The sequence below is a fragment of the Methylophaga muralis genome (assembly GCF_001720165.1).
GTDB classification, from domain to species: domain Bacteria; phylum Pseudomonadota; class Gammaproteobacteria; order Nitrosococcales; family Methylophagaceae; genus Methylophaga; species Methylophaga muralis.
This window is the reverse complement of sequence record NZ_MCRI01000011.1, coordinates 1-19,026: the sequence shown is the minus strand read 5'-3', so window position 1 is coordinate 19,026 and position 19,026 is coordinate 1. Positions and strand designations below refer to the sequence as shown.

The following is a 19,026-nucleotide window of genomic DNA, read 5'->3' as shown; positions in this document are numbered from 1 at the left end:
CGCAACTGGATAATTATTCAGGTCACATCAACCCCGTAAAGGAGATTAATAGCATGACTCAACGAGTTCCTAATGTTGTATTCAAAACCCGTGTCCGTGATGAAAGCATTGGCGGTGATAACCCGTTCCGCTGGCAGGATGTTACTACTGACGAGATTTTCAAAGGCAAAAGCGTGATTGTTTTTGCACTGCCCGGCGCTTTCACACCGACCTGTTCAAGCACTCACTTGCCTGGTTATGAAGAACACTACGATGAACTGAAAGCCAAAGGCATTGATGAAGTTTACTGCCTGTCTGTTAACGATGCTTTCACCATGTTCCAGTGGGGCAAACGTCAAGAAGTAAACAAAGTTAAATTGCTTCCAGATGGTAACGGTGACTTTACTCGCGGCATGAATATGTTGGTGAAAAAAGAGAATCTGGGCTTTGGTGCACGGTCATGGCGTTATTCAATGCACGTTGTAGACGGTGAAGTTAAACAGTTGTTTGCTGAACCCGGCCAGATGGATAACTGCCCTGATGATCCATTTGAAGTCAGTGGTGTCGATACGATGCTGGATTATTTGAACAAACAGTAAGATCGCTTTAGCCATGATTCACCGGACCTGCATAAATCTCAGGTCCGGTGTTTTTTTGCAAAGTTAAGCAGTAAACAGGAGTTTTACAGATGAAATATGATTACGATTTATTTGTTATTGGTGCCGGCTCAGGTGGTGTTCGTGCCAGCCGGATGGCGGCATCTTATGGTGCAAAAGTCGCTGTTTGCGAAGATCGTTATCTGGGCGGAACCTGCGTCAATGTCGGTTGTGTGCCCAAAAAACTCTATGTTTATGCTTCTGAATATTCATCACACTTTAAGGATGCAAAAGGCTTTGGCTGGCAAGTAAGCAAACCGACATTTGATTGGTCAACTTTACGAGATAACAAAACCGATGAAATCAGCCGACTGAATGGTGTCTATGAAGGCATTCTGGACAGAGCCGGTGTCGAGATCATTGATGGCAGAGGCAAAATTGTCGATGCCAACACCGTTGAAGTTAATGGCAAAACATTTACTACCGAACGTATGTTAATTGCTACCGGCGGCTGGCCATTTATACCTGATATACCCGGCAAAACTCACGCCGTGGATTCAAACGGCATATTTGATTTGGCAGAATTTCCGCAGCGTCTAGCAGTTGTTGGCGGTGGCTATATTGCCGTTGAATTTGCCGGTATTTTTCATGGTTTGGGCTCACAAGTCACCCAATTAGTGCGTGGTGGCGGTTTATTAAATGGTTTTGACAAAGAAATTGCCGAGTTCGCTGCAGAGCAGATCCAGCAAAACGGTGTGCATATCCGTTTTAATACCGAAGTGAAATCTATCAAAAAACAACAAGATGGTAGTCTGTATCTAACCATGACCGATGGGCAGCATTTAACCGTCGACGCCGTGCTGTTTGCTACTGGCAGAAAGCCCCACCTTGATGGTTTGGGACTAGAAAATGTGGATATTAAACTCAGTAAAAGTGGCCATATTGCGGTTAATAAGACTTTTCAGACATCCGAGCCCAGTATTTATGCATTGGGTGATGTCACGGGAGGAATCGAGTTAACGCCGGTTGCCTTGGCTGAAGGTATGGCATTAGCCGGTTATTTGTTTGACAAGCAACCGTGCAAAGTGGATTACAGCAATATTGCTACAACGGTATTTTGCCAGCCGAATATTGGCACGGTGGGTATGACCGAAGAGCAGGCACGTGAACAATACCCTAATGTACTGAAATTCCGCTCAAACTTTCGTGCGATGAAAAACACGCTTGGTGGATCACAGCAACGTACTTTAATGAAACTACTGGTCGACGCTGATACCGATAAAGTGCTTGGTGCACATATGGTTGGCGAGTCAGCCGGAGAAATCATGCAGGGCATTGCGATTGCCATGAAATGCGGCGCCAGCAAAGGGGATTTTGATGCCACCATTGGCATACACCCCACTGCTGCTGAAGAGTTTGTCACTATGCGCACACCAGTCAGCGATTAATCAGGAAAATCCTGAGTGTCGTCGGGTGTTTCACTGAGGTTTTAGTTGTTGGTTCGCGATAATCTATTCCTAAGTCAGCAAACGCTGATACCAAACAACAGGAGAAATATTATGTGGACTAAACCAGAATATTCAGACATGCGTTTCGGTTTTGAAGTAACAATGTACATCTGCAACCGTTAATACGCAGTAGCTAAAACAAAAAGCCTCAATCTTCGGATTGGGGCTTTTTTTTGCCTGCCGGAAACCTCATCTCAACACATTGGTCAGATTGCCAAATTCATTTCACAACGGATCACCATGAGCAAAATCGCCATCATTGGCAGCGGACTAGCCGGTCTGTCCTTGGCCCACCAGCTGCAGCCATTTGCCGAGATCCAACTCTTCGATAAAGCTCGGCGTGCCGGAGGTAGACTGGCTTCCCGTTCAGCTGGCCAATTTCATTTCGATCATGGCGCACAGTTTTTCACGGTAAAAACCCCGTGCTTTGCCGAGTTTATTCAACCGTTGATTGAACAAAAAATAATCCAGCGCTGGGATGCCGAATTTGTCGAATTCTCTAATAATAGACAGATTGCCCGCCGCCAATGGAATGCTGACTATCCACACTATGTGGGTAGCCCGGATATGCAGGCGATTGGAGAGGTTCTTGCTGAAAACTTAACTATTCAATTTGACTGCCAAATTACTCGACTTCAACAACAGGATGGAAAATGGATGCTACTCAGTGACGATCAACTGGTAGCAGAGAATTTTGACTGGGTGATCTGCTGCCTTCCGGCTAAACAAACTGCAGACTTGTTCCCAAACAACTTTGAGAATCTTAATACCATTCAGCAAACAAAAATGCTGGCTTGTTACGCGCTGATGCTGGGGTTTGATGATCCGCCAGAACTTGATTGGCAAGCCGCCCTGGTCAGTGATGCCATCATCAGCTGGATGTCAGTTAATAGCAGCAAGCCATCTCGTCCTGATGGGTTTTCCATGGTGATTCAGGCAAATAATATGTGGGCCGAAAAACATTTGCACCACGCAGATCAAACCATTCAGCAATTGATGCTCGCAGAGGTGCAGCGAGTCAGTGGTATAAATGTTGACAAAGCCAGCCATGTGGATGTGAAACGTTGGGTTTACGCTAACCTTCCAACCCAAACGGGTCAATCCGCCTACCTTGATGACCAACTAAAATTGGCGGCTTGTGGTGATTGGTGCATTCAGGGGCGTGTTGAAGCGGCTTTCAGCAGTGCTGATGCCCTGGCACAACAACTTATCCCACAATTAAACTAATGGCGATGCAGTTCCACAAAGCTGACGATAGGTGCCAGTAACGCTCCATCGCCACGCAAAGGTTTAGCCAGTTTGGCCACCATGGCTACATGTCCGTAATTGCTGAGTTCTATCAACTCGACGTCATTACCATATTGTTTAAGCTTTTCGGCAAACCGATAACTGTTGCGTGGCAGTACTGTGCGATCGTTATTGCCCACCAGCAGTAAGGTCGGTGGATGATCTTCGCCGACAAAATTCACCGGCTGACTTTGCCATTGACTGGCATCATCACCAAAAATCTGTTTTAGCGTCGGACTTGTTAATGGCAGGAAATCATAAGGCCCGGCTAAGCCGATCATGCCTCTTAATTGTTCAGTCTCTAAACCAGCTTGCTGAAGATAATGCGGATTGACCGACAACATTGCAGCAATATGTGCTCCGGCAGAATGTCCGGCAATAAATAGCTGCTCCGGATCACCACCAAACTCAGCAATATGCTGTCGGGTCCAGGCTACTGCCTGAGCAGCATCTTCGATAAATTCAGGAAACACTGCCTCAGGAAAGACCCGATAATCAGGAATAACCACAATCATGCCCTGTGATGTCAGCGCTTCAGCGACAAATTTATAATCGGCTTTTTCGCCTGCTTCCCAGCCTCCACCATAAAAGAAAATCACCGTTGCAGGTTTTTGACTATCTACAGAATGAGCTGGTTGATAAACATCCAGTTTAAGACGATCGTACTCTCCATAGACTAAATCTGATCGATGCTGATAAGCGGATTCAGGCACCATGGCATTAAGTAATGTCACCGGTGAACAAGCAGTTAGCGTTAATGCCGATAAACTGCCAAACAAAGTTTTAATAAATTGGCGAATCACACTGTGCCTCGAGTGTTAATGGACTATGCAGACACACTCCGCCACTAAGGGGTTCCAATATCAATGTGAACGTGAAGCAGACCGAAGTTTATTACAGACTTTCTCGGCATCTTTTAAATTTCGTTTTGCTTTTTTAACTCGCTTATCTTCGATCATCGCGATCATACCAACCACCCCGACAATACTGGCAATCGCCCCAGCAATACCACCGGACAGCCAGGCAATCAGCATTGCCAGAATAATTAAGCCAAATACTTGGACCACGGTAAATTGCGAAGCCAGTTTTTCTTTTTGACAGGTTGCGAGCTTTTTTTCCCATAACTGAGTCAGCTCAGCCAGTTCTTCGTCGGTTAACACATGAAAGTTAACGTAATACTCAAGGCCTATAATTTCATCATTATCATTTCGAGAACTCATATCAATGGTTTCGGCCATCAACTTCAGCGCACTATACGTATCTTCATCCTTTTCCATACACGCTCCGTCAACTTTGTTGATTCACTATCGCTCAAGCTGTTATGCGGACTCCAGAGCGATTTTTCCCAAAATTTATTTTCACGAGCTTTTCACCCAATTGAGAACAGACTTAGTATGGGAATATTTCCTGGGGCAGGTTTGACTTATGAGAAAAAAGCTTTTTAAAACATTGGGGTATATTTTGTCAGCGCTGACTTTAATATTCACCGGCTTCACTGCCAGTTATGGCTTCCAGCCTACCATGGCCTATGTAGAAAATCTGCAGATCGATCTGATCTTTGATGATGCTGGCAGTTTTAACAATGATCGCGCCGCAGTAATGATTGCCCATCAGGGGCGAGCACAGTTCGCCATTATCAATCCTGATGGTGACATTTTATTCACAGCTGATGAAATCAATGATTTGGACAGCGGTGTGACGGCTTATCGGAAAGGTAATTTATGGGGTGTCGTTGACCGCGATGGCAACATAATTCTTCAACCAACCTATCCCCGAATTCAATCCTTTAAACAAGGATTTGCGGCGTTTATTCAAGATGGGAAATGGGGATTCCTCAATAGCTCGGGTGAAGAAATGGTCCCCGCTCAATATGACAAGGTTGGCGTCTATTCCGAAGGTTTCGCTGGGTTTCAGAAAAATGGTAAGTGGGGTTATCTCAATACCGAAGGCGAAGAAATTATCAAAGAGCAATTTGATGAAACGCATATTTTCAGTGAACAACGTGCGGCAGTGAGAGTTGATCATAACTGGGGCTATATTGATGCCGAAGGTCATTTACTGATTGAACCACAGTTCGAGCAGGTAAGAGTGTTTCGCGAGGGTTTTGCCGCTGTTTTGCTTGATGGGAAATGGGGTTATATCACCCAGCAAGGTGACTGGTTGATACAACCGCAATTTGAAGAAGCCAAAGCCTTTGATGAAGGTTTTGCCGTTATTAAACAACAAGGATTGTATGGTTTTATAAATTCCACAGGAGAAATGCTGGTTCAACCCTATTTTGATGATGCCTGGAATTTCAGTGAAGGCCTTGCGCGAGTGGAAAAAGATGCATGGTGGGTTACATCAATACTCAAGGTACGATGGAGATTGAACCGCTATTCGCATGGGCCTACTCGTTTTCAGATGGCCTGGCGGTGATAACCCATAACTACCGACAATATGGTTTTATCAATCGTCAGGGTGAAGTGGTTATCGAACCCCAGTTTGAACACGCCCACCCGTTTAAGGAAGGTCTGGCGGCAATAATGATTCGTGATAAATGGGGTTATATTTCCAAAGATTAGCGCCTATTTATCTTTTATAGCTGGCTCTTCAGTCTCATCACTCTCTTCATCCAGCCAGCGATACAAAGTACGGCGACCAATACCCAGTAAAGCAGCCGCTCGACGTTTATTGCCATCGACTTCACGTAATACCATGTTCACATAACGTTTCTGTAATTGGTCTAATGTGGGTAACACCGCTCCAGCCAATAATTCATCATTTTGCTTTTCCGTAGCCGGGCTGGCTAAAACTTCCGATGACGTTTGATTTTCCAGTAACCGCGCCGGTAAATGCTGCGGTTGTACCCAATCTTCGGTACAGAAGGCAAACGCTCTTTCCACTACATTCTGCAATTCTCTGACATTGCCCGGAAACGCATAGTGACGGATGATCTCCAGAGCTTTGTCACTGAAGCCTTTAATATTTCGACCTTGGGCTACTACTAATTGCTGTAAAAACTGTTGGGCCAGAATTTCTCTGTCTTCTTCACGATCCCGCAGAGGTGGTACTGATAATGCAAAGGTTTCCAGACGATAAAACAAATCCTCCCGGAAACTGCCATCGACCACCTTCTGCTTTAAATCCCGATGGGTAGCGGCAATAATTCGTACATCGACTTTTTCCTCGGTATCCTGACCGACCGGGCGGATCGAACCATCTTGTAACGCTCGCAGCAATTTTGCTTGGAGCGCCATTGGCATTTCACCAATTTCATCCAATAGCAGACTGCCGCCATTGGCTTCTTGCAACAAGCCTTTACGAGCTTTTTTAGCCCCCGTAAATGAACCGGCAGCATGACCGAAAAACTCGCTTTCCAGTAACTCTTGAGGAATACCGGCACAGTTGACTGCCAAAAACGGTCCATCGGCTCGATCACTTTCTGCATGCAATGCTTTGGCAACCAATTCCTTACCAGTTCCACTTTCACCATTAATCAGCACTGGACCTTGAGCACGGCCAATCACCTTGATTTGCTCAAACAGATTACGCATCGCTTCACTGCGACCAAACATCTGATGAAAAGCTGGTTGACGATTGAGTTTGCGGAACTGAAATAACTCATCATGCAGTTTACGTGTTGCAACCACGCGCTCTACCGCCAGCAGGAAATGCTCCAAATCAAGAGGTTTGGTAAGAAAGTCATCAGCACCCGCCTGTAATGCCTGTACCGCCTGACGCACACTGCCAAAAGCCGTTATGACAATCAGCCCTGGTCGTTGTTCTTCCGGCCAATGCGTAACGACCTGCTCAACTATTTGCATGCCATTGCCATCAGGTAACCGCAAGTCACTGACAATCAGCGCAGGTTGATTGATTTTCAGCCACTCCAATGCCGATTGAATCTGATGATGAACTACCATACTCCAACCCTCGGCTTCCAATTCATCGCTGATTAATCTTGCCAGTGCCTGATCATCTTCAATTAATAAGATCGGTAAATTTTTGTTCTGCTTGTTTTTCATACTGCTGTTCCAGAATCGTTGCTCGACACTATCGGTAAAGTCAGACTGAATCTGGCACCGCCTAACGGGCTGTTGCTCAATGTCACTTCTCCCTGATGCTCCCGCATAACTCTTTGTACGATTGCCAGCCCCAGACCGCTCCCTTCACCCGGTGCCTTGGTGGTGACAAAGGGCTCAAATACCTGGCTTTGTTGATCGGCGGTAATACCCGGGCCAGCATCATCAATATGAATATGTAATTGCTCGTCCACTTGCCAGGAAAGCTCAACCGGCCCAGTTGGACAAGCCTGACAGGCATTGCGTAATAAATTTATTAAGGCCTGCTCCAGACTTAACGAATCGCCGTTAATTTTTGCCGGCGGTCCTTGGATAAGACTGACTCGATAACCTTGATCCGCTAACAGAGATTCCGATCTTTCAATCAATGAAGCCACATCAAGATCACGTAGTTGTGCCCGTGAGGAACGACCAAAACTAAGCAGTTGCTGAATAATGGAAGTCATTCTGGCCGCTTGCTGGCGAATTTCATTTAACTCTGCAATATCTTTTTCATTGCCCATACGGCGTAATAAACGATTGGCCCGTCCATCAACTACGGTCAGCGGCGCACCGAGTTCATGTGCCACACCAGCGGACAATTGTCCGAGCGCTGCCATGGTTTCAGTCTGGCGTAACCTTTCGGCCATCTGTTCTCGTGCCATGCGCTGTTGAGCTTCGCTGATTTCAACCTGTTCGATCGCATCAAGCATGCCATTGAGTCCTTTAGCCAGTTGACTGATTTCGATTGGCCCTCGCTCAGCGGCACGATGATGCCTATCACCATGGCTGACCCGGCGCATACTTTCGACCAATCGCTGCAATGGCGCTTCAATCGCCCGCTGATGCGAATAACTGATGACCCCTAAAATAATTAAAGACACCAAACCAAAGCCACCCCAGGCCCAGTACTTCAGTTCGGTTAATTCACGATCTATATCGCTGCGACGTCTAGTAACCTGCAGTAAACCGTTTGGCTGACCGGTCGCATCAAATAACGGCATAAAAAACGAATACACATCTCGACCACGAATGCGTTCATATTGAGAAAATTCACCCTGCATGATCTGCTGTAAGGCATCGGTTGCTTGTTCTTGAGTAGGATTTACCACCCCAAAGCTGCTTAAGCGCTTGCCGTTGGAATCAAATAAATAGGCGCCATAGACTTCGGTAATTCCAAACACCGACGCCATGCTGTTTTGTAATTGATCCAGATCTTGCCTTTCCAGCGCCTGCGATACCGGCAGATGGATGGTTCTGGCGACCTGCTGCAAATCGCGTTGCATACGCTCTTCGATAAACTGACCCACCATCGATAAACAAATCACCAGGATCACAGCCAATACCAGTAACACCGGTAAAGCGACCTGCATAATCAACACCAGACGTAAATTGCTGAAAATTGAAGGAAATCGCATTTTGAAGCCTCTTAAAGATACCGGGTTTTATGGCACATGAGCCAAAATGACACACCTAATGGTACTGGTCAAGTGAGACAATTTTTCCTGAATAAATCACCATCAAATATATATCTTTTAAATTCAGCAACTTATAAGGTGTTACTGAGATTGGCACAGAACTCGCAACAAAGACCGTGTGTTTCATAACCAATAAAGGAAAACACCATGAAAAAAACAGCTACGTTAGTTTCAATCTTAATGGCATTAGGTCTAAGCACTTCTGCGATGGCAGAACAGGGTTACGGCTCACCGGAGCAGGCTACACCCCAAGCACCCATGCCTGAAACTGCTCCAGCTGCCGATTTCAGTGAAGCTGATCTACAGAAGTTTGCTGATGTTCAGGATGACCTTGAAGGCATTCGCAGCGAATATTCAGGCCGTCTGGAAAGCACAGAAGATCCAGATCAAGCTGCACAACTACAACAAGAAGCGAGCCAGAAAATGGTTCAGACTGTTCAAGACAAAGGTTTAGATGTTGAAACCTACAGTAATATTGCTTTAGCTATCCAAAGCGATCCAGAATTGCGCGATAAAGTGCAATCTATGCTGAACTAAGTTCGTTTCAGCTTCGTTTGTAGTAAAAAAGCCGGGGTTCTCCCGGCTTTTTTATGTCTGTCAGCTGTGATCTGACCTTGTTTTGTATCGATGCGCTAAAAGATATAACGCAGGCAAGACGATTAATGTCAGTAAGGTAGAGGACAAAATACCACCTACCACCACAGTTGCTAACGGTCGTTGCACTTCTGCACCGGTGCCAGTATTGAGTGCCATCGGTAAAAACCCCAAACCCGCTACTAAAGCAGTCATCAACACCGGCCGAAGCCGTTGCATGGCACCCTGGAAAACCGCTTCCAGTAAAATCAACCCCTGATCACGTAACTGGCGGATAAATGTCAACATCACAACACCATTCAATACCGCGATACCGGAAAGCGCAATAAATCCGACTGCCGCAGAAATGGATAACGGCATATCCCGCAACATCAATGCAATCAAGCCGCCGGTTAATGCCATTGGCACACCGGTAAAGATCAATAACGCATCTCGCAGTGAATTAAATACACTGAACAATAACAGCAAAATCAGCAATAACGTCACGGGTACCACAATCATCAAACGCTTGCTGGCTGACTGCAATTGTTCGAAAGTGCCACCGTATTCCAGCCAATACCCTGCAGGCAGATCCAGTTGTTGTGCGTTCTGCTGCACCTCAGCGATAAAGGACCCCAGATCTCTATCGACCACATTGGCACTGACAATCACATGGCGTTTACCACTTTCACGGTTTATCTGATTTGGGCCACTGATTTCATAAATATCGGCAATCTCCCCTAACGGTACATAGGACAAATCCGCATCATCACTATTAGGTAGCCATATGGGTAACTTCGCCAGCCGATCCGGGTTCTCGCGTATTTCATCAGCTAGCCTCACCACAATACGAAAGCGTTTGTCGCCTTCATAAATCAATCCAGCGGGTGTGCCACCAATCGCGGTTTGGATGCTTTGTTGCAGACTGGCGATATCCAACCCCAACAAGGCCAGATGATCACGTTGCGGTTCAATCGACAACATTGGTAAGCCGGTAAGCTGTTCCATCCGGACATCCGTCGCCCCAGCAACTTCTGCCAACATTTGCTCAGCCTGCCCGCCTAGCTGATAAAGCATATCCAAATCATCACCATAAATTCGTAACGCCACATCAGCACGTACTCCGGCAATCAGTTCATTGAAGCGCATTTCAATTGGCTGGGTGAATTCATAGAGATTTCCCGGCACGGCCTCAACGGCTTCACGCAATTGCGCCAGAAATTCGGCTTTGCTTAGGCTAGGATCCGGCCATTGTTCAACCGGTTCGAGAATAACAAAGGTATCCGCCACGCTAGGAGGCATCGGATCGGTGGCAATCTCCGGTGTACCGATTTTTGAATAAACATGTTTCACCTGAGGAAATTCAGCGATCACCGATTCCAACTGATTTTGCATGGCAACCGACTGCTCCAGGCCTGTTCCAGTAACACGTAGAGCATGCAAAGCAATATCACCTTCATCAAGCTGTGGCAGAAATTCACTCCCCAGCTTTGAACCATAATGAACGGTGACACTGACAAACAAGGTGGCAGCTAATACGATAAGCAACGGCAAGCGTAATGACAGTTTTAAAACTGGCTGATATATCCACCGAGCAAACCGCATCAATGGGTTTTCTTTTTCAGCAACTTTACCAGTGACCAAAATCGCAATGGCTGCCGGAACAAAGGTGACTGCAAACACTAAAGCGCCGATTAACGCAGCGACCACAGTAAAAGCCATCGGATGGAACATTTTGCCCTCGACACCGCTGAGCGCAAAAATGGGCAAATACACCAGCATGATAATAAACATGCCAAATACCGCCGGGTTAAACACTTCACGGGTACTATCAATTACCTCCGCCAGGCGTTCCTGCAAAGTTAATAAACGCCCCAGCCGTTGTTGTGCCAAGCCCAAACGGCGTAAGGCATTTTCCACCACGATCACCGCCCCATCGACTATCAAGCCAAAATCGATGGCCCCAAGACTCATCAAATTGCCGGAAACCCGATTACTGACCATACCGGTAATCGCAAACAACATACTTAATGGAATGACCAGTGCTGTTATCAATGCTGCCCGAATATTTCCCAGCAATAAAAACAACACCACTATCACCAGTAAAGCGCCTTCAAACAGGTTTTTTTGCACAGTTTTAAGGGTTCTATCCACCAGCGTAGTGCGGTCATACACCGCTTCAGCCACAATGCCGGCCGGCAAGCTTTGATTCACCTGTTCCAGTCGTTCAGCCACTGCTCTGGCAACCACACGACTATTTTCGCCAATCAACATAAATGCTGTGCCTAGCACTGTTTCCTGCCCATCACGTGTCGCTGCACCGGTCCGTAGCTGTTTGCCAAAAAACACATCAGCAACATCTGAAACTCTCACGGGTGTGTCATCGCGTTTAGTAATAACTACGTTAGCGATATCTTCTAGTGAGGTTAATTGCCCCGGAGAACGCACCAGCCATTGTTCACCATTACGTTCAATATAACCGGCACCGACATTTTGATTGTTGCGGGATAAGCCTTCGTTCAGCTCTGCCAGGCTGATCTTGTAGGCCAGTAATTTGGCCGGATCCGGAGCCACCTGATATTCACGTTCAAAACCACCGATACTGTTTATTTCAGTAACACCAGGCACTTTCACTAGCTGAGGCCGAATGATCCAGTCCTGAATAGTTCGTAAATCCTCAGCCGTGTATGGTGTTCCATCGGCTTTCACAGACCCGGTTTCTGCCCGCACACTATAGGTAAACACCTCGCCAAGACCGGTCGCGATCGGCCCCATCTGCGGCTCTATTCCATCAGGTAATGTATTGCCAATACTCTGCAAGCGCTCGCTGATGAGCTGCCGGGCAAAATAAATATCCGTGCCTTCGGCAAACACAACGGTGACTTGAGATAAACCATAGCGGGATAACGAGCGGGTGTAATCCAGATTAGGTAATCCTGCCATCGCATTTTCAACGGTATAGGTTATTCGCTGTTCAACTTCCAATGGTGAATAACCAGCTGCTTCAGAATTAATCTGCACCTGGACATTGGTAATATCCGGCACAGCATCAATGTTTAATCGAAATACATTGTAAGTACCCACTCCGGCAATAAGCATTGTCAAGAAAAGCACCAGCCATCGGCGCTCGACAGAAAATCGTACAATTAAATTAATCATTTTCTGCTCCTAATGATCATGGGTGGCACCCGCTTTGAGTACCTCCGCTTTGAGCAGAAAACTATTTGTTGTCACGTATTCACTACCGGGTTTTAGGCCTGAAAGCACCTCGATATAGTCAGCATCCTGTTTACCGAGGGTCAGCATTCTGACTTCAAAGGTATTTCCATAACGGACAAACACCACCGGCATATCACGAAAACTCTGAATGGCACTGCGTTTAACGGCGAGTTTTGCAGGATATTGCTCTACCATCACCTCAGCATTAATATGCATTCCCGGTCGCCAATTGCCCTTGGCATTACCGATTTCAGCGCGCGCACGGGCGATATGGCCAGCAGTCATTTTTGGCGATATATAACTGATGGTCCCTTCGGCTGATTCATGCTGATGTAAATCATTTACCTGAACCGGCAGTCCAACCCTAAGCTGTTCGATATCAGCAGGAAACATCGATAACTCAACCCAAACCCGGGATAAATCACTGATTTGCAGCAAGTTTCCCATATCACTATGGTCACCGGCATTGGCATTACGTTGAGTCACTTCACCGTTTGCCGGGCTAGTAATCGAATAACTTTGCAGGGTGGCCTGGTTACGCACTGTCAATAAAACCTGGCCTTTTTTAACCTTGTCGCCGGTTTTAACTAATACTGACTCAATAATCCCTGGATATGGCGCATTCACGCGGTACTGACGATCTTCGGGCAGCGTGACCACTCCATATAACGCATTGGAAATCGATAAGGTTTGCGGACTGGCATTTTCGGTTTCAATGCCCGACAGCTTTATCAAACGATCACTAATCTCACTGCGACCCTCAAAATTATCGTAATGCCAGTGATAGGACTGTCCCTGATATTCCGCCTCAACCACGACCTCAAACGAATGTGGTTCCTCAACGATAGTATCGCCGACGAGATAATCGGCCTCAGCAGCAAAGTCGATAATATTCTGTTCACCATCCAGGCGAACCAGCGTGACCATCAACTCGACTTGCTCAGGATCAACTGGCTTATTTTGCTCAAATGCATAAACCCGCAGTTCCGGCGGCACACCTTGTTCATAAAATGTGATTTCCAACGAAAACTCACCACTTTCCAATAAACGGCCACCATGCGGTCCTTCCACAGGTTCTTCATGTTCGTGTGAATCGGCATGGTCATGGCCAGGTGCAGCTAGCGACATCGACAAGGGCAGCAATAGCAGACTAAATAATAATGTTATGAATTTCATGGGCTATTCCTGATAACTGGCTGTAAATATAGAACGGCTAAGCGGTACGCCGGTTAAGCGTTCCAGCTCGAGTAACTGAAGATGAACAGCGGTTTGGGCTTCGATTAAGTCACGTTCAACGCTGAAGGATTCGATTTGTGCATCCACCCACTGCAGAACGTTGTATTGACCTGATTGATAACCTGATTCGGTCTGTTTAAGCAGCTCACGAGTAAGAGGAATAAGCGTTTGTTGCAGTCTTTCCACCTGTTGCTGGTTATTACGCATGGCCTGATATATTTCCAGCAATGCCATGCGTAATTCGGTTTGCGTCAGCTGTTGCTGCAAAACGCCGGCTTCATATTCCGCATGAGCGGCAGCGATATTGCCTTGATTACGATCCCGGAATTGCAGAGGCATGGAGAAGCTGAAAACCAAAGCATTGTCATTGGCAGCCTCTAAACGTCTTATTCCAGCACCCAGAGTAATGTCTGTTCTGGATTGTGCTTCACTGAGACGTAACTGCGCTTCACGTAAGCGAATCAAGGCATGACTTTGTAAAAACGCCGGTGATTGACTGATGGCTTGTTCCAGAGTGTCGCGCTGCGGCAATGTTGGCAGTTGCTGTAATTGTCCTTGAAGGCGCGAAAAATCAACCTCCTCGCCCCAGCTAGCTGCCAATTGCTGATAGGCCATCTGCCGTTCGCCAATCAGCTGTTGTGCTCTGGATTCTGATCGCTCCAGCAATAGCTGCATTCGTAATACATCGGCTTGACCGACAGCACCGGCATCGGCACGCTGCTTAATGATCTGCAAAGCCTGTTGTTCAATCTGCAGTCGGCGTTGATTCCAGCTCAATAAGGCATCAATACGCAGCCCTTGCAGGTAACGCATCGTGACATCCGATAAGGTATCAAGACGTTGGCGCTCAAACTCGTACTGCAACTGGCTGGAGCTTGCATCGACCAAATCAATACGTTTCTGGCGTTTATCGCCCATTTCAATAAGCTGACTTAACGATAGCGTTAACTCTGCACCGGAAACACCACGGCTCTCTCCAGTACCCATTACATTTTCCAAATCTGCCTGGAACTGTGGATTAGGTGGCAAGCCAGCTTGCAGCTTTTGTGCTTCAAGTGCTCGTTGCTGATAGGGAAACTGCTGTAGTTGTGGACTTTGCAATAAGGTACGTTCGATCGCCGTTGCAAGATTAAGACTCGGCTGAGTTTCTGCCCCTGCGGGCATGGCCCAAAGTGTCAAAGCTAACAGTAACGGACAGATCAATGGCCTGTTAGCGAACAAATTCGTTTGATAATTCATGATGAACTCCATAACACCACCAGCTAAGAAGCCGGCAGCAAAACATTAAGTTGTTTAAAACGTTATGGAATTAAGCGTTGGGGGGTGGTAATAGCGGCGAATAATACAAGGTAACCAGCTGACTGCTACTGGTTCGGCTGACAGCGTCTGCTGTCAGAGTATGAAGAATCATAGTGAAACTGACTAAATCAGCAATCAGATGCAGGTGCAACTGATGATCATGATCGATGTTGTCGTGATGTTGTCCGTGATCTGCATGACTATGCACGATACTCAAATGGGCTGAATAATGATCGTCCGGCAAATGAGCCACTGACGCAGTCACACCGCTGACCATCAATAAATTGATGATAACAAATACAGCAGTTAGCATACGCAGTCGTAAAGTCATGGATAAATCTTAGCTTAAACACATGATAAAAGTCAGCCTTTTAACAAAACGGCATTCTCGGGTACATCCTGTTTAAGCTTGTCACAGTCACCTTGAGCCGGCTGTTGTTCCGGAGTACGGTTTTTATACCAGATACGACAGAATCCCGGTGATGGAATATATTCAGCAGGTACCGCACTGGATGAGCCGGAATAACGGTCGCTGTTCACCACGCTATAAGCAGCACAGCCTGTCAATGCAATGAATAACGGCAAAACCAGCAGCCGATGCAAATGTGGGGTCGGTAATCTCATAGGTGATTCCTCATAAATTGATTACCTTAACGATAATCAAAAATCCATTAACTACCAGCCAGTTTAGCTGACTTTGCTGCAGCCTTATCAACACTGGTAAAAGCAATCAGATTAGCAAAGAATCCAATCACTAATGCATCAATTTGCCAGGGTTGTTGCAAAATCACATTCCAGACGATAGCAGAACCGATACCGGCAACGGCTCCTGCAATAAACCGTTTACGGCTCACATAACAGCCGAGAATTGCCATTGTTAACGGCACCAAAACCGTCGGAGCCCAGAAGTTATAGGCGTAAATCAAAATATCAATCACGCTATCAATCGACAAAGCGAAGACCATCGACGCAATACCCACCAGCAATGTGACCACTCGCGCCAGCAATAATTCTGCTTTTGCAGTTAATGGATTTTTTCGTAATGGTCTGACGATGTCGTTACTGAAGGCAATGGAAGCGGAATTTAAAAACGAGTCTGCCGAGGACATGATGATCGACACGATTGCTGCTGCCACAATACCTTGCAATATCGGAGGCACAGCTTGTTGAATAACGTAAGGCATCGCCAAATTAGCATCTAAGGCTGGCTGCATGACCAGAGCCACCAAGCCAATTAAACCGGTGACGGCAAAAAACGGAATTGAAAATAAGCCGCTTAGTAAAGATCCACGGATAACATCTTTACTGCTTTTACCAATTAATAAACGTTGTAGATAGGGGGGCACCAATGTCTCGCCCAACATAAATGTCATAAACAAAGACAATAGGGCAATGATGGCTAATGGCTCCGTTGGTAAAGATAGATGAGCTTCCGGTAAATTAGTTTGCATGGCCTGCCAGCCACCGACATGCTGCAAACCAAAGTACAGTGTCATCGGAATACCAATGGCGAGCACAATAAACTGGATAATATCGGTCCAGACAACCGAGCGCATACCGCCGACTGTTGCATAAGCAATAACAATACCGCACCCAATCAGTACACCCCAAACTCGATCGACATCGAGAAACAGGTTAAATACATAACCCATCGCGCCAATTTGGGCACCGAGAATCCCAGCACATAAGGCCAAAGAAAATACACCACTGAATAGTCGCGCTTCTTTGCCGTAATGCTCATCCATGATATCGCCTACGGATATAGCATTAGGATAACGCATCATTTGCGGTGCTATATAGCGGGCGACCAGAATTTCTTTTATGCTGAAGCCCCACAAAGCCACAATATTACTGATACCGACCAGAAATACTTTTTCGGCATTGCCCATCGAAAACCCACCGCCGATAAACGAAGCGGATAAGGTTGCAAAAATCACCAGCGTGCCAAAGGATTTTCCTGCCAAGGCATAATCGTGCATGGTTTTGATGCCCCGCCCAGCCCATAATCCAATCAGTAACACAAAGATCAGGTAGACGATTACAACCAAGGATTCCATATTTAGTTTGTCCGAGTAATTAGGGGCTAGTCGAAGCTTACGTGTTTTTCAGACATTAAAAAACCACCCGAGCACATAGACTGGGGTGGTTTGAGATAATTCTTCTGTAAAAAGTGTTTGTTAGGTCATTAGACTTTTACGTTAATAACATTACCCAAATTACCTTGGGGCATTGGAACCGCATCCAATAACTTCATTACTGCCTGACCTTGGGCAGCAATCTGATCATTAGTTAATTTCAGCGTTGCGACCATTTGTTGTTGGGCAGAGTTCTGTACTGACAACTGGGTTGCCATTGCAGCAACGTTTGTTGTTTCCATAATCGACTCCCTAATACTAGTTAAAGCTGTTATCGGCAGCTTATTTCAAAACTTTATCGGCAACTTGTTCGACAACAAATCCCAATATCTGCCGTATTTCATTTCGAGGTTGTTCTTCCATTTCGGCAATTTCAGCAGCCGAATGGCCCGCCGACCAATGCTGACGAACAATACGCATCTGTTCTGCGGTTAATGAGCTAAGCACTTCTGCTGTCATTTGATCTTCAATAAAATCCGGATCAATTTCGCTTAATTCATTTTCATCTGAGACCGGGACTCTTTCTTGCTGTCCCCACCGCTCAAGCAACAGACCTGCTTTAGCGATTCTTTCCTTGCGCTGATTTTGCAAAGTCTCAATCCGCGTTTTACCTGCGGTTCGATTCAGTTTTTTTCCCACGGTACACCTGCCTACCTTCAATTAACTGAATGCTAACAACCGAATTTCAGCTTAATTTGTCGAGCATTTCAGCATTATTTTTCTTCAAAAAAACGTTTTAAAACGCTTTTTGCAGCATTACGTGTATCGTCATTGTAACCAACAACTAACCCTGCAAGTAAAGTCGCCATGACTGATTTTCCAGGATGCTGATGAATCATTTTTGTAATTGCTGGTGTGATCACCAACTGAAGAACATTCTCCAAATCGTCAACATCCGGCGATCTCGAGCGCTCCAATCCCGGTGCGGCTACTTTTGTGCGATATACAGCAAATCTGGCGATTAGCATCACCAAAATGGCTGCCAAGGCGTACCCCCCTGCCGTAATGACAGCGGCAATATTGGGGGGATAATGAACTAGCAAGGCGAGATAAATAGCAAAACCAGCGAACCCGAGTGCAAATATGCCTAACAGTGTTGCTACCGTTAATGCCACGGTATTAATTTGTACTCTTGAACGCCAGCCCATGTTTATCTCCTGCTACTTAATTCCATCTTACCCCGCAAAGGGCCTTTTAACGATCTAGAATTTTACCAATCACCAGGCCGATACCGAAAGCAACCGCCATGCTGCTATAAGGATGACTTTCGACTTCACCTTGAACTTTAGTAAATGATTCTTTTACTTGATCCTGAGCATGACCTGCTGCAACTTTGACACGATCCTGGCTTTCTTTGGCATAGGCTGCCGTCATGTCTTTTAGTGTTTTAGTAACTTCCGCAAAGTCCTTACGCAAAGTATCTAATTGTTCTTGAAGTTCTTGATTAGTTTGAGCCGTAGCCATTTAAATATCTCCTTGAAAATTTAGAACAAAATTATCTGCCATTTTTGGCAGCTTAAAATGTGACAATAGGATTAAGCTGATTACTTCAATCGTTTAATTTGTGGCATCTTCAATTGCATCGCCAGCATCTTCAACTGTTTCATCAATTGCTTCACCCGCTTCTTCTGCTGGACCTTTATCATCACACGCAGTGATAAATCCAACACTAG

21 protein-coding genes are annotated in these 19,026 nt (G+C 46.0%); 7 read left to right on the top strand and 14 right to left on the bottom strand.

The window, feature by feature from the left end:
• Positions 1 to 53 precede the first annotated feature (53 nt).
• The 4 genes from A9E74_RS06405 (at position 54) to A9E74_RS06395 (ending at position 3,310) form a co-directional block, all read left to right on the top strand.
• Entirely contained in the window at positions 54 to 578 is a 525-nt protein-coding gene (locus A9E74_RS06405; protein ID WP_069295814.1) for a peroxiredoxin, read from the top strand.
• A gap of 89 nt (positions 579 to 667) precedes the next feature.
• Positions 668 to 2,023, top strand: coding sequence for a glutathione-disulfide reductase (gorA, locus tag A9E74_RS06400; RefSeq protein WP_069295813.1), 1,356 nt, complete (start codon positions 668 to 670; stop codon positions 2,021 to 2,023).
• A 111-nt stretch (positions 2,024 to 2,134) separates the two neighbouring features.
• A complete protein-coding gene (pqqA, locus tag A9E74_RS14925; RefSeq protein WP_081443609.1) occupies positions 2,135 to 2,206 on the top strand; it encodes a pyrroloquinoline quinone precursor peptide PqqA in 72 nt (23 codons plus the stop codon).
• A gap of 117 nt (positions 2,207 to 2,323) precedes the next feature.
• Positions 2,324 to 3,310 (top strand): NAD(P)/FAD-dependent oxidoreductase, encoded by a 987-nt coding sequence (locus tag A9E74_RS06395; RefSeq protein ID WP_069295812.1) that lies wholly within the window; start codon positions 2,324 to 2,326, stop codon positions 3,308 to 3,310.
• Here A9E74_RS06395 and A9E74_RS06390 read toward each other — a convergent pair.
• Both A9E74_RS06390 and A9E74_RS06385 read right to left on the bottom strand, forming a co-directional pair.
• Positions 3,307 to 4,173, bottom strand: a complete 867-nt coding sequence (locus A9E74_RS06390) for an alpha/beta hydrolase (protein WP_245652081.1) — start codon at positions 4,171 to 4,173, stop codon at positions 3,307 to 3,309. The two genes, A9E74_RS06395 and A9E74_RS06390, sit on opposite strands and share 4 nt — an antisense overlap.
• 60 nt (positions 4,174 to 4,233) lie before the next feature.
• A complete protein-coding gene (locus A9E74_RS06385; RefSeq protein WP_069295811.1) occupies positions 4,234 to 4,647 on the bottom strand; it encodes a hypothetical protein in 414 nt (137 codons plus the stop codon).
• Positions 4,648 to 4,795: 148 nt separating this feature from the next.
• On the opposite strand from A9E74_RS06385, the gene A9E74_RS06380 reads away from it, so the two are divergent.
• Together A9E74_RS06380 and A9E74_RS15070 are read left to right on the top strand one after the other, a co-directional pair.
• Entirely contained in the window at positions 4,796 to 5,788 is a 993-nt protein-coding gene (locus A9E74_RS06380) for a WG repeat-containing protein (RefSeq protein WP_069295810.1), read from the top strand.
• A complete protein-coding gene (locus A9E74_RS15070; RefSeq protein WP_084002975.1) occupies positions 5,701 to 5,934 on the top strand; it encodes a WG repeat-containing protein in 234 nt (77 codons plus the stop codon). Before A9E74_RS06380 ends, A9E74_RS15070 begins: the two co-directional genes overlap by 88 nt.
• Before the next feature lie 3 nt (positions 5,935 to 5,937).
• Here the strand turns inward: A9E74_RS15070 and A9E74_RS06375 are convergent, their stop codons facing one another.
• Both A9E74_RS06375 and A9E74_RS06370 read right to left on the bottom strand, forming a co-directional pair.
• A complete protein-coding gene (locus A9E74_RS06375; protein ID WP_069295809.1) occupies positions 5,938 to 7,377 on the bottom strand; it encodes a sigma-54-dependent transcriptional regulator in 1,440 nt (479 codons plus the stop codon).
• Positions 7,374 to 8,831, bottom strand: a complete 1,458-nt coding sequence (locus A9E74_RS06370; protein ID WP_069295808.1) for a sensor histidine kinase — start codon at positions 8,829 to 8,831, stop codon at positions 7,374 to 7,376. The genes A9E74_RS06375 and A9E74_RS06370 overlap by 4 nt, the downstream gene beginning before the upstream one ends.
• A gap of 207 nt (positions 8,832 to 9,038) precedes the next feature.
• On the opposite strand from A9E74_RS06370, the gene A9E74_RS06365 reads away from it, so the two are divergent.
• Positions 9,039 to 9,428: a DUF4168 domain-containing protein gene (locus tag A9E74_RS06365; protein ID WP_069295807.1), complete on the top strand. Its 390-nt coding sequence runs from the start codon at positions 9,039 to 9,041 to the stop codon at positions 9,426 to 9,428.
• A 60-nt stretch (positions 9,429 to 9,488) separates the two neighbouring features.
• Here the strand turns inward: A9E74_RS06365 and A9E74_RS06360 are convergent, their stop codons facing one another.
• The 10 genes from A9E74_RS06360 to A9E74_RS06315 form a co-directional block, all read right to left on the bottom strand.
• Positions 9,489 to 12,623 (bottom strand): efflux RND transporter permease subunit, encoded by a 3,135-nt coding sequence (locus A9E74_RS06360; RefSeq protein WP_069295806.1) that lies wholly within the window; start codon positions 12,621 to 12,623, stop codon positions 9,489 to 9,491.
• 9 nt (positions 12,624 to 12,632) lie between these two features.
• Complete coding sequence (locus A9E74_RS06355; protein ID WP_069295805.1) at positions 12,633 to 13,859, bottom strand: efflux RND transporter periplasmic adaptor subunit; 1,227 nt, start codon at positions 13,857 to 13,859, stop codon at positions 12,633 to 12,635.
• Positions 13,860 to 13,862: 3 nt separating this feature from the next.
• A complete protein-coding gene (locus A9E74_RS06350; protein ID WP_069295804.1) occupies positions 13,863 to 15,158 on the bottom strand; it encodes a TolC family protein in 1,296 nt (431 codons plus the stop codon).
• 70 nt (positions 15,159 to 15,228) lie between these two features.
• A complete protein-coding gene (locus tag A9E74_RS06345; RefSeq protein ID WP_069295803.1) occupies positions 15,229 to 15,549 on the bottom strand; it encodes a hypothetical protein in 321 nt (106 codons plus the stop codon).
• Positions 15,550 to 15,581: 32 nt separating this feature from the next.
• Positions 15,582 to 15,842: a hypothetical protein gene (locus A9E74_RS06340; RefSeq protein WP_069295802.1), complete on the bottom strand. Its 261-nt coding sequence runs from the start codon at positions 15,840 to 15,842 to the stop codon at positions 15,582 to 15,584.
• Between the two features lie 47 nt (positions 15,843 to 15,889).
• A complete protein-coding gene (locus A9E74_RS06335; RefSeq protein WP_069295801.1) occupies positions 15,890 to 17,275 on the bottom strand; it encodes a sodium:solute symporter family protein in 1,386 nt (461 codons plus the stop codon).
• A 128-nt stretch (positions 17,276 to 17,403) separates the two neighbouring features.
• The gene (locus tag A9E74_RS06330; RefSeq protein ID WP_069295800.1) at positions 17,404 to 17,595 is read right to left on the bottom strand and encodes a hypothetical protein; all 192 of its coding nucleotides are present in this window, start codon (positions 17,593 to 17,595) and stop codon (positions 17,404 to 17,406) included.
• A gap of 40 nt (positions 17,596 to 17,635) precedes the next feature.
• Positions 17,636 to 17,992, bottom strand: a complete 357-nt coding sequence (locus tag A9E74_RS06325; RefSeq protein ID WP_069295799.1) for a hypothetical protein — start codon at positions 17,990 to 17,992, stop codon at positions 17,636 to 17,638.
• Between the two features lie 74 nt (positions 17,993 to 18,066).
• Complete coding sequence (locus A9E74_RS06320) at positions 18,067 to 18,501, bottom strand: phage holin family protein (RefSeq protein WP_069295798.1); 435 nt, start codon at positions 18,499 to 18,501, stop codon at positions 18,067 to 18,069.
• Between the two features lie 46 nt (positions 18,502 to 18,547).
• On the bottom strand, positions 18,548 to 18,817 hold the full coding sequence (locus A9E74_RS06315; RefSeq protein WP_069295797.1) for an ElaB/YgaM/YqjD family protein: 270 nt from the start codon (positions 18,815 to 18,817) through the stop codon (positions 18,548 to 18,550).
• Positions 18,818 to 19,026 lie beyond the last annotated feature (209 nt).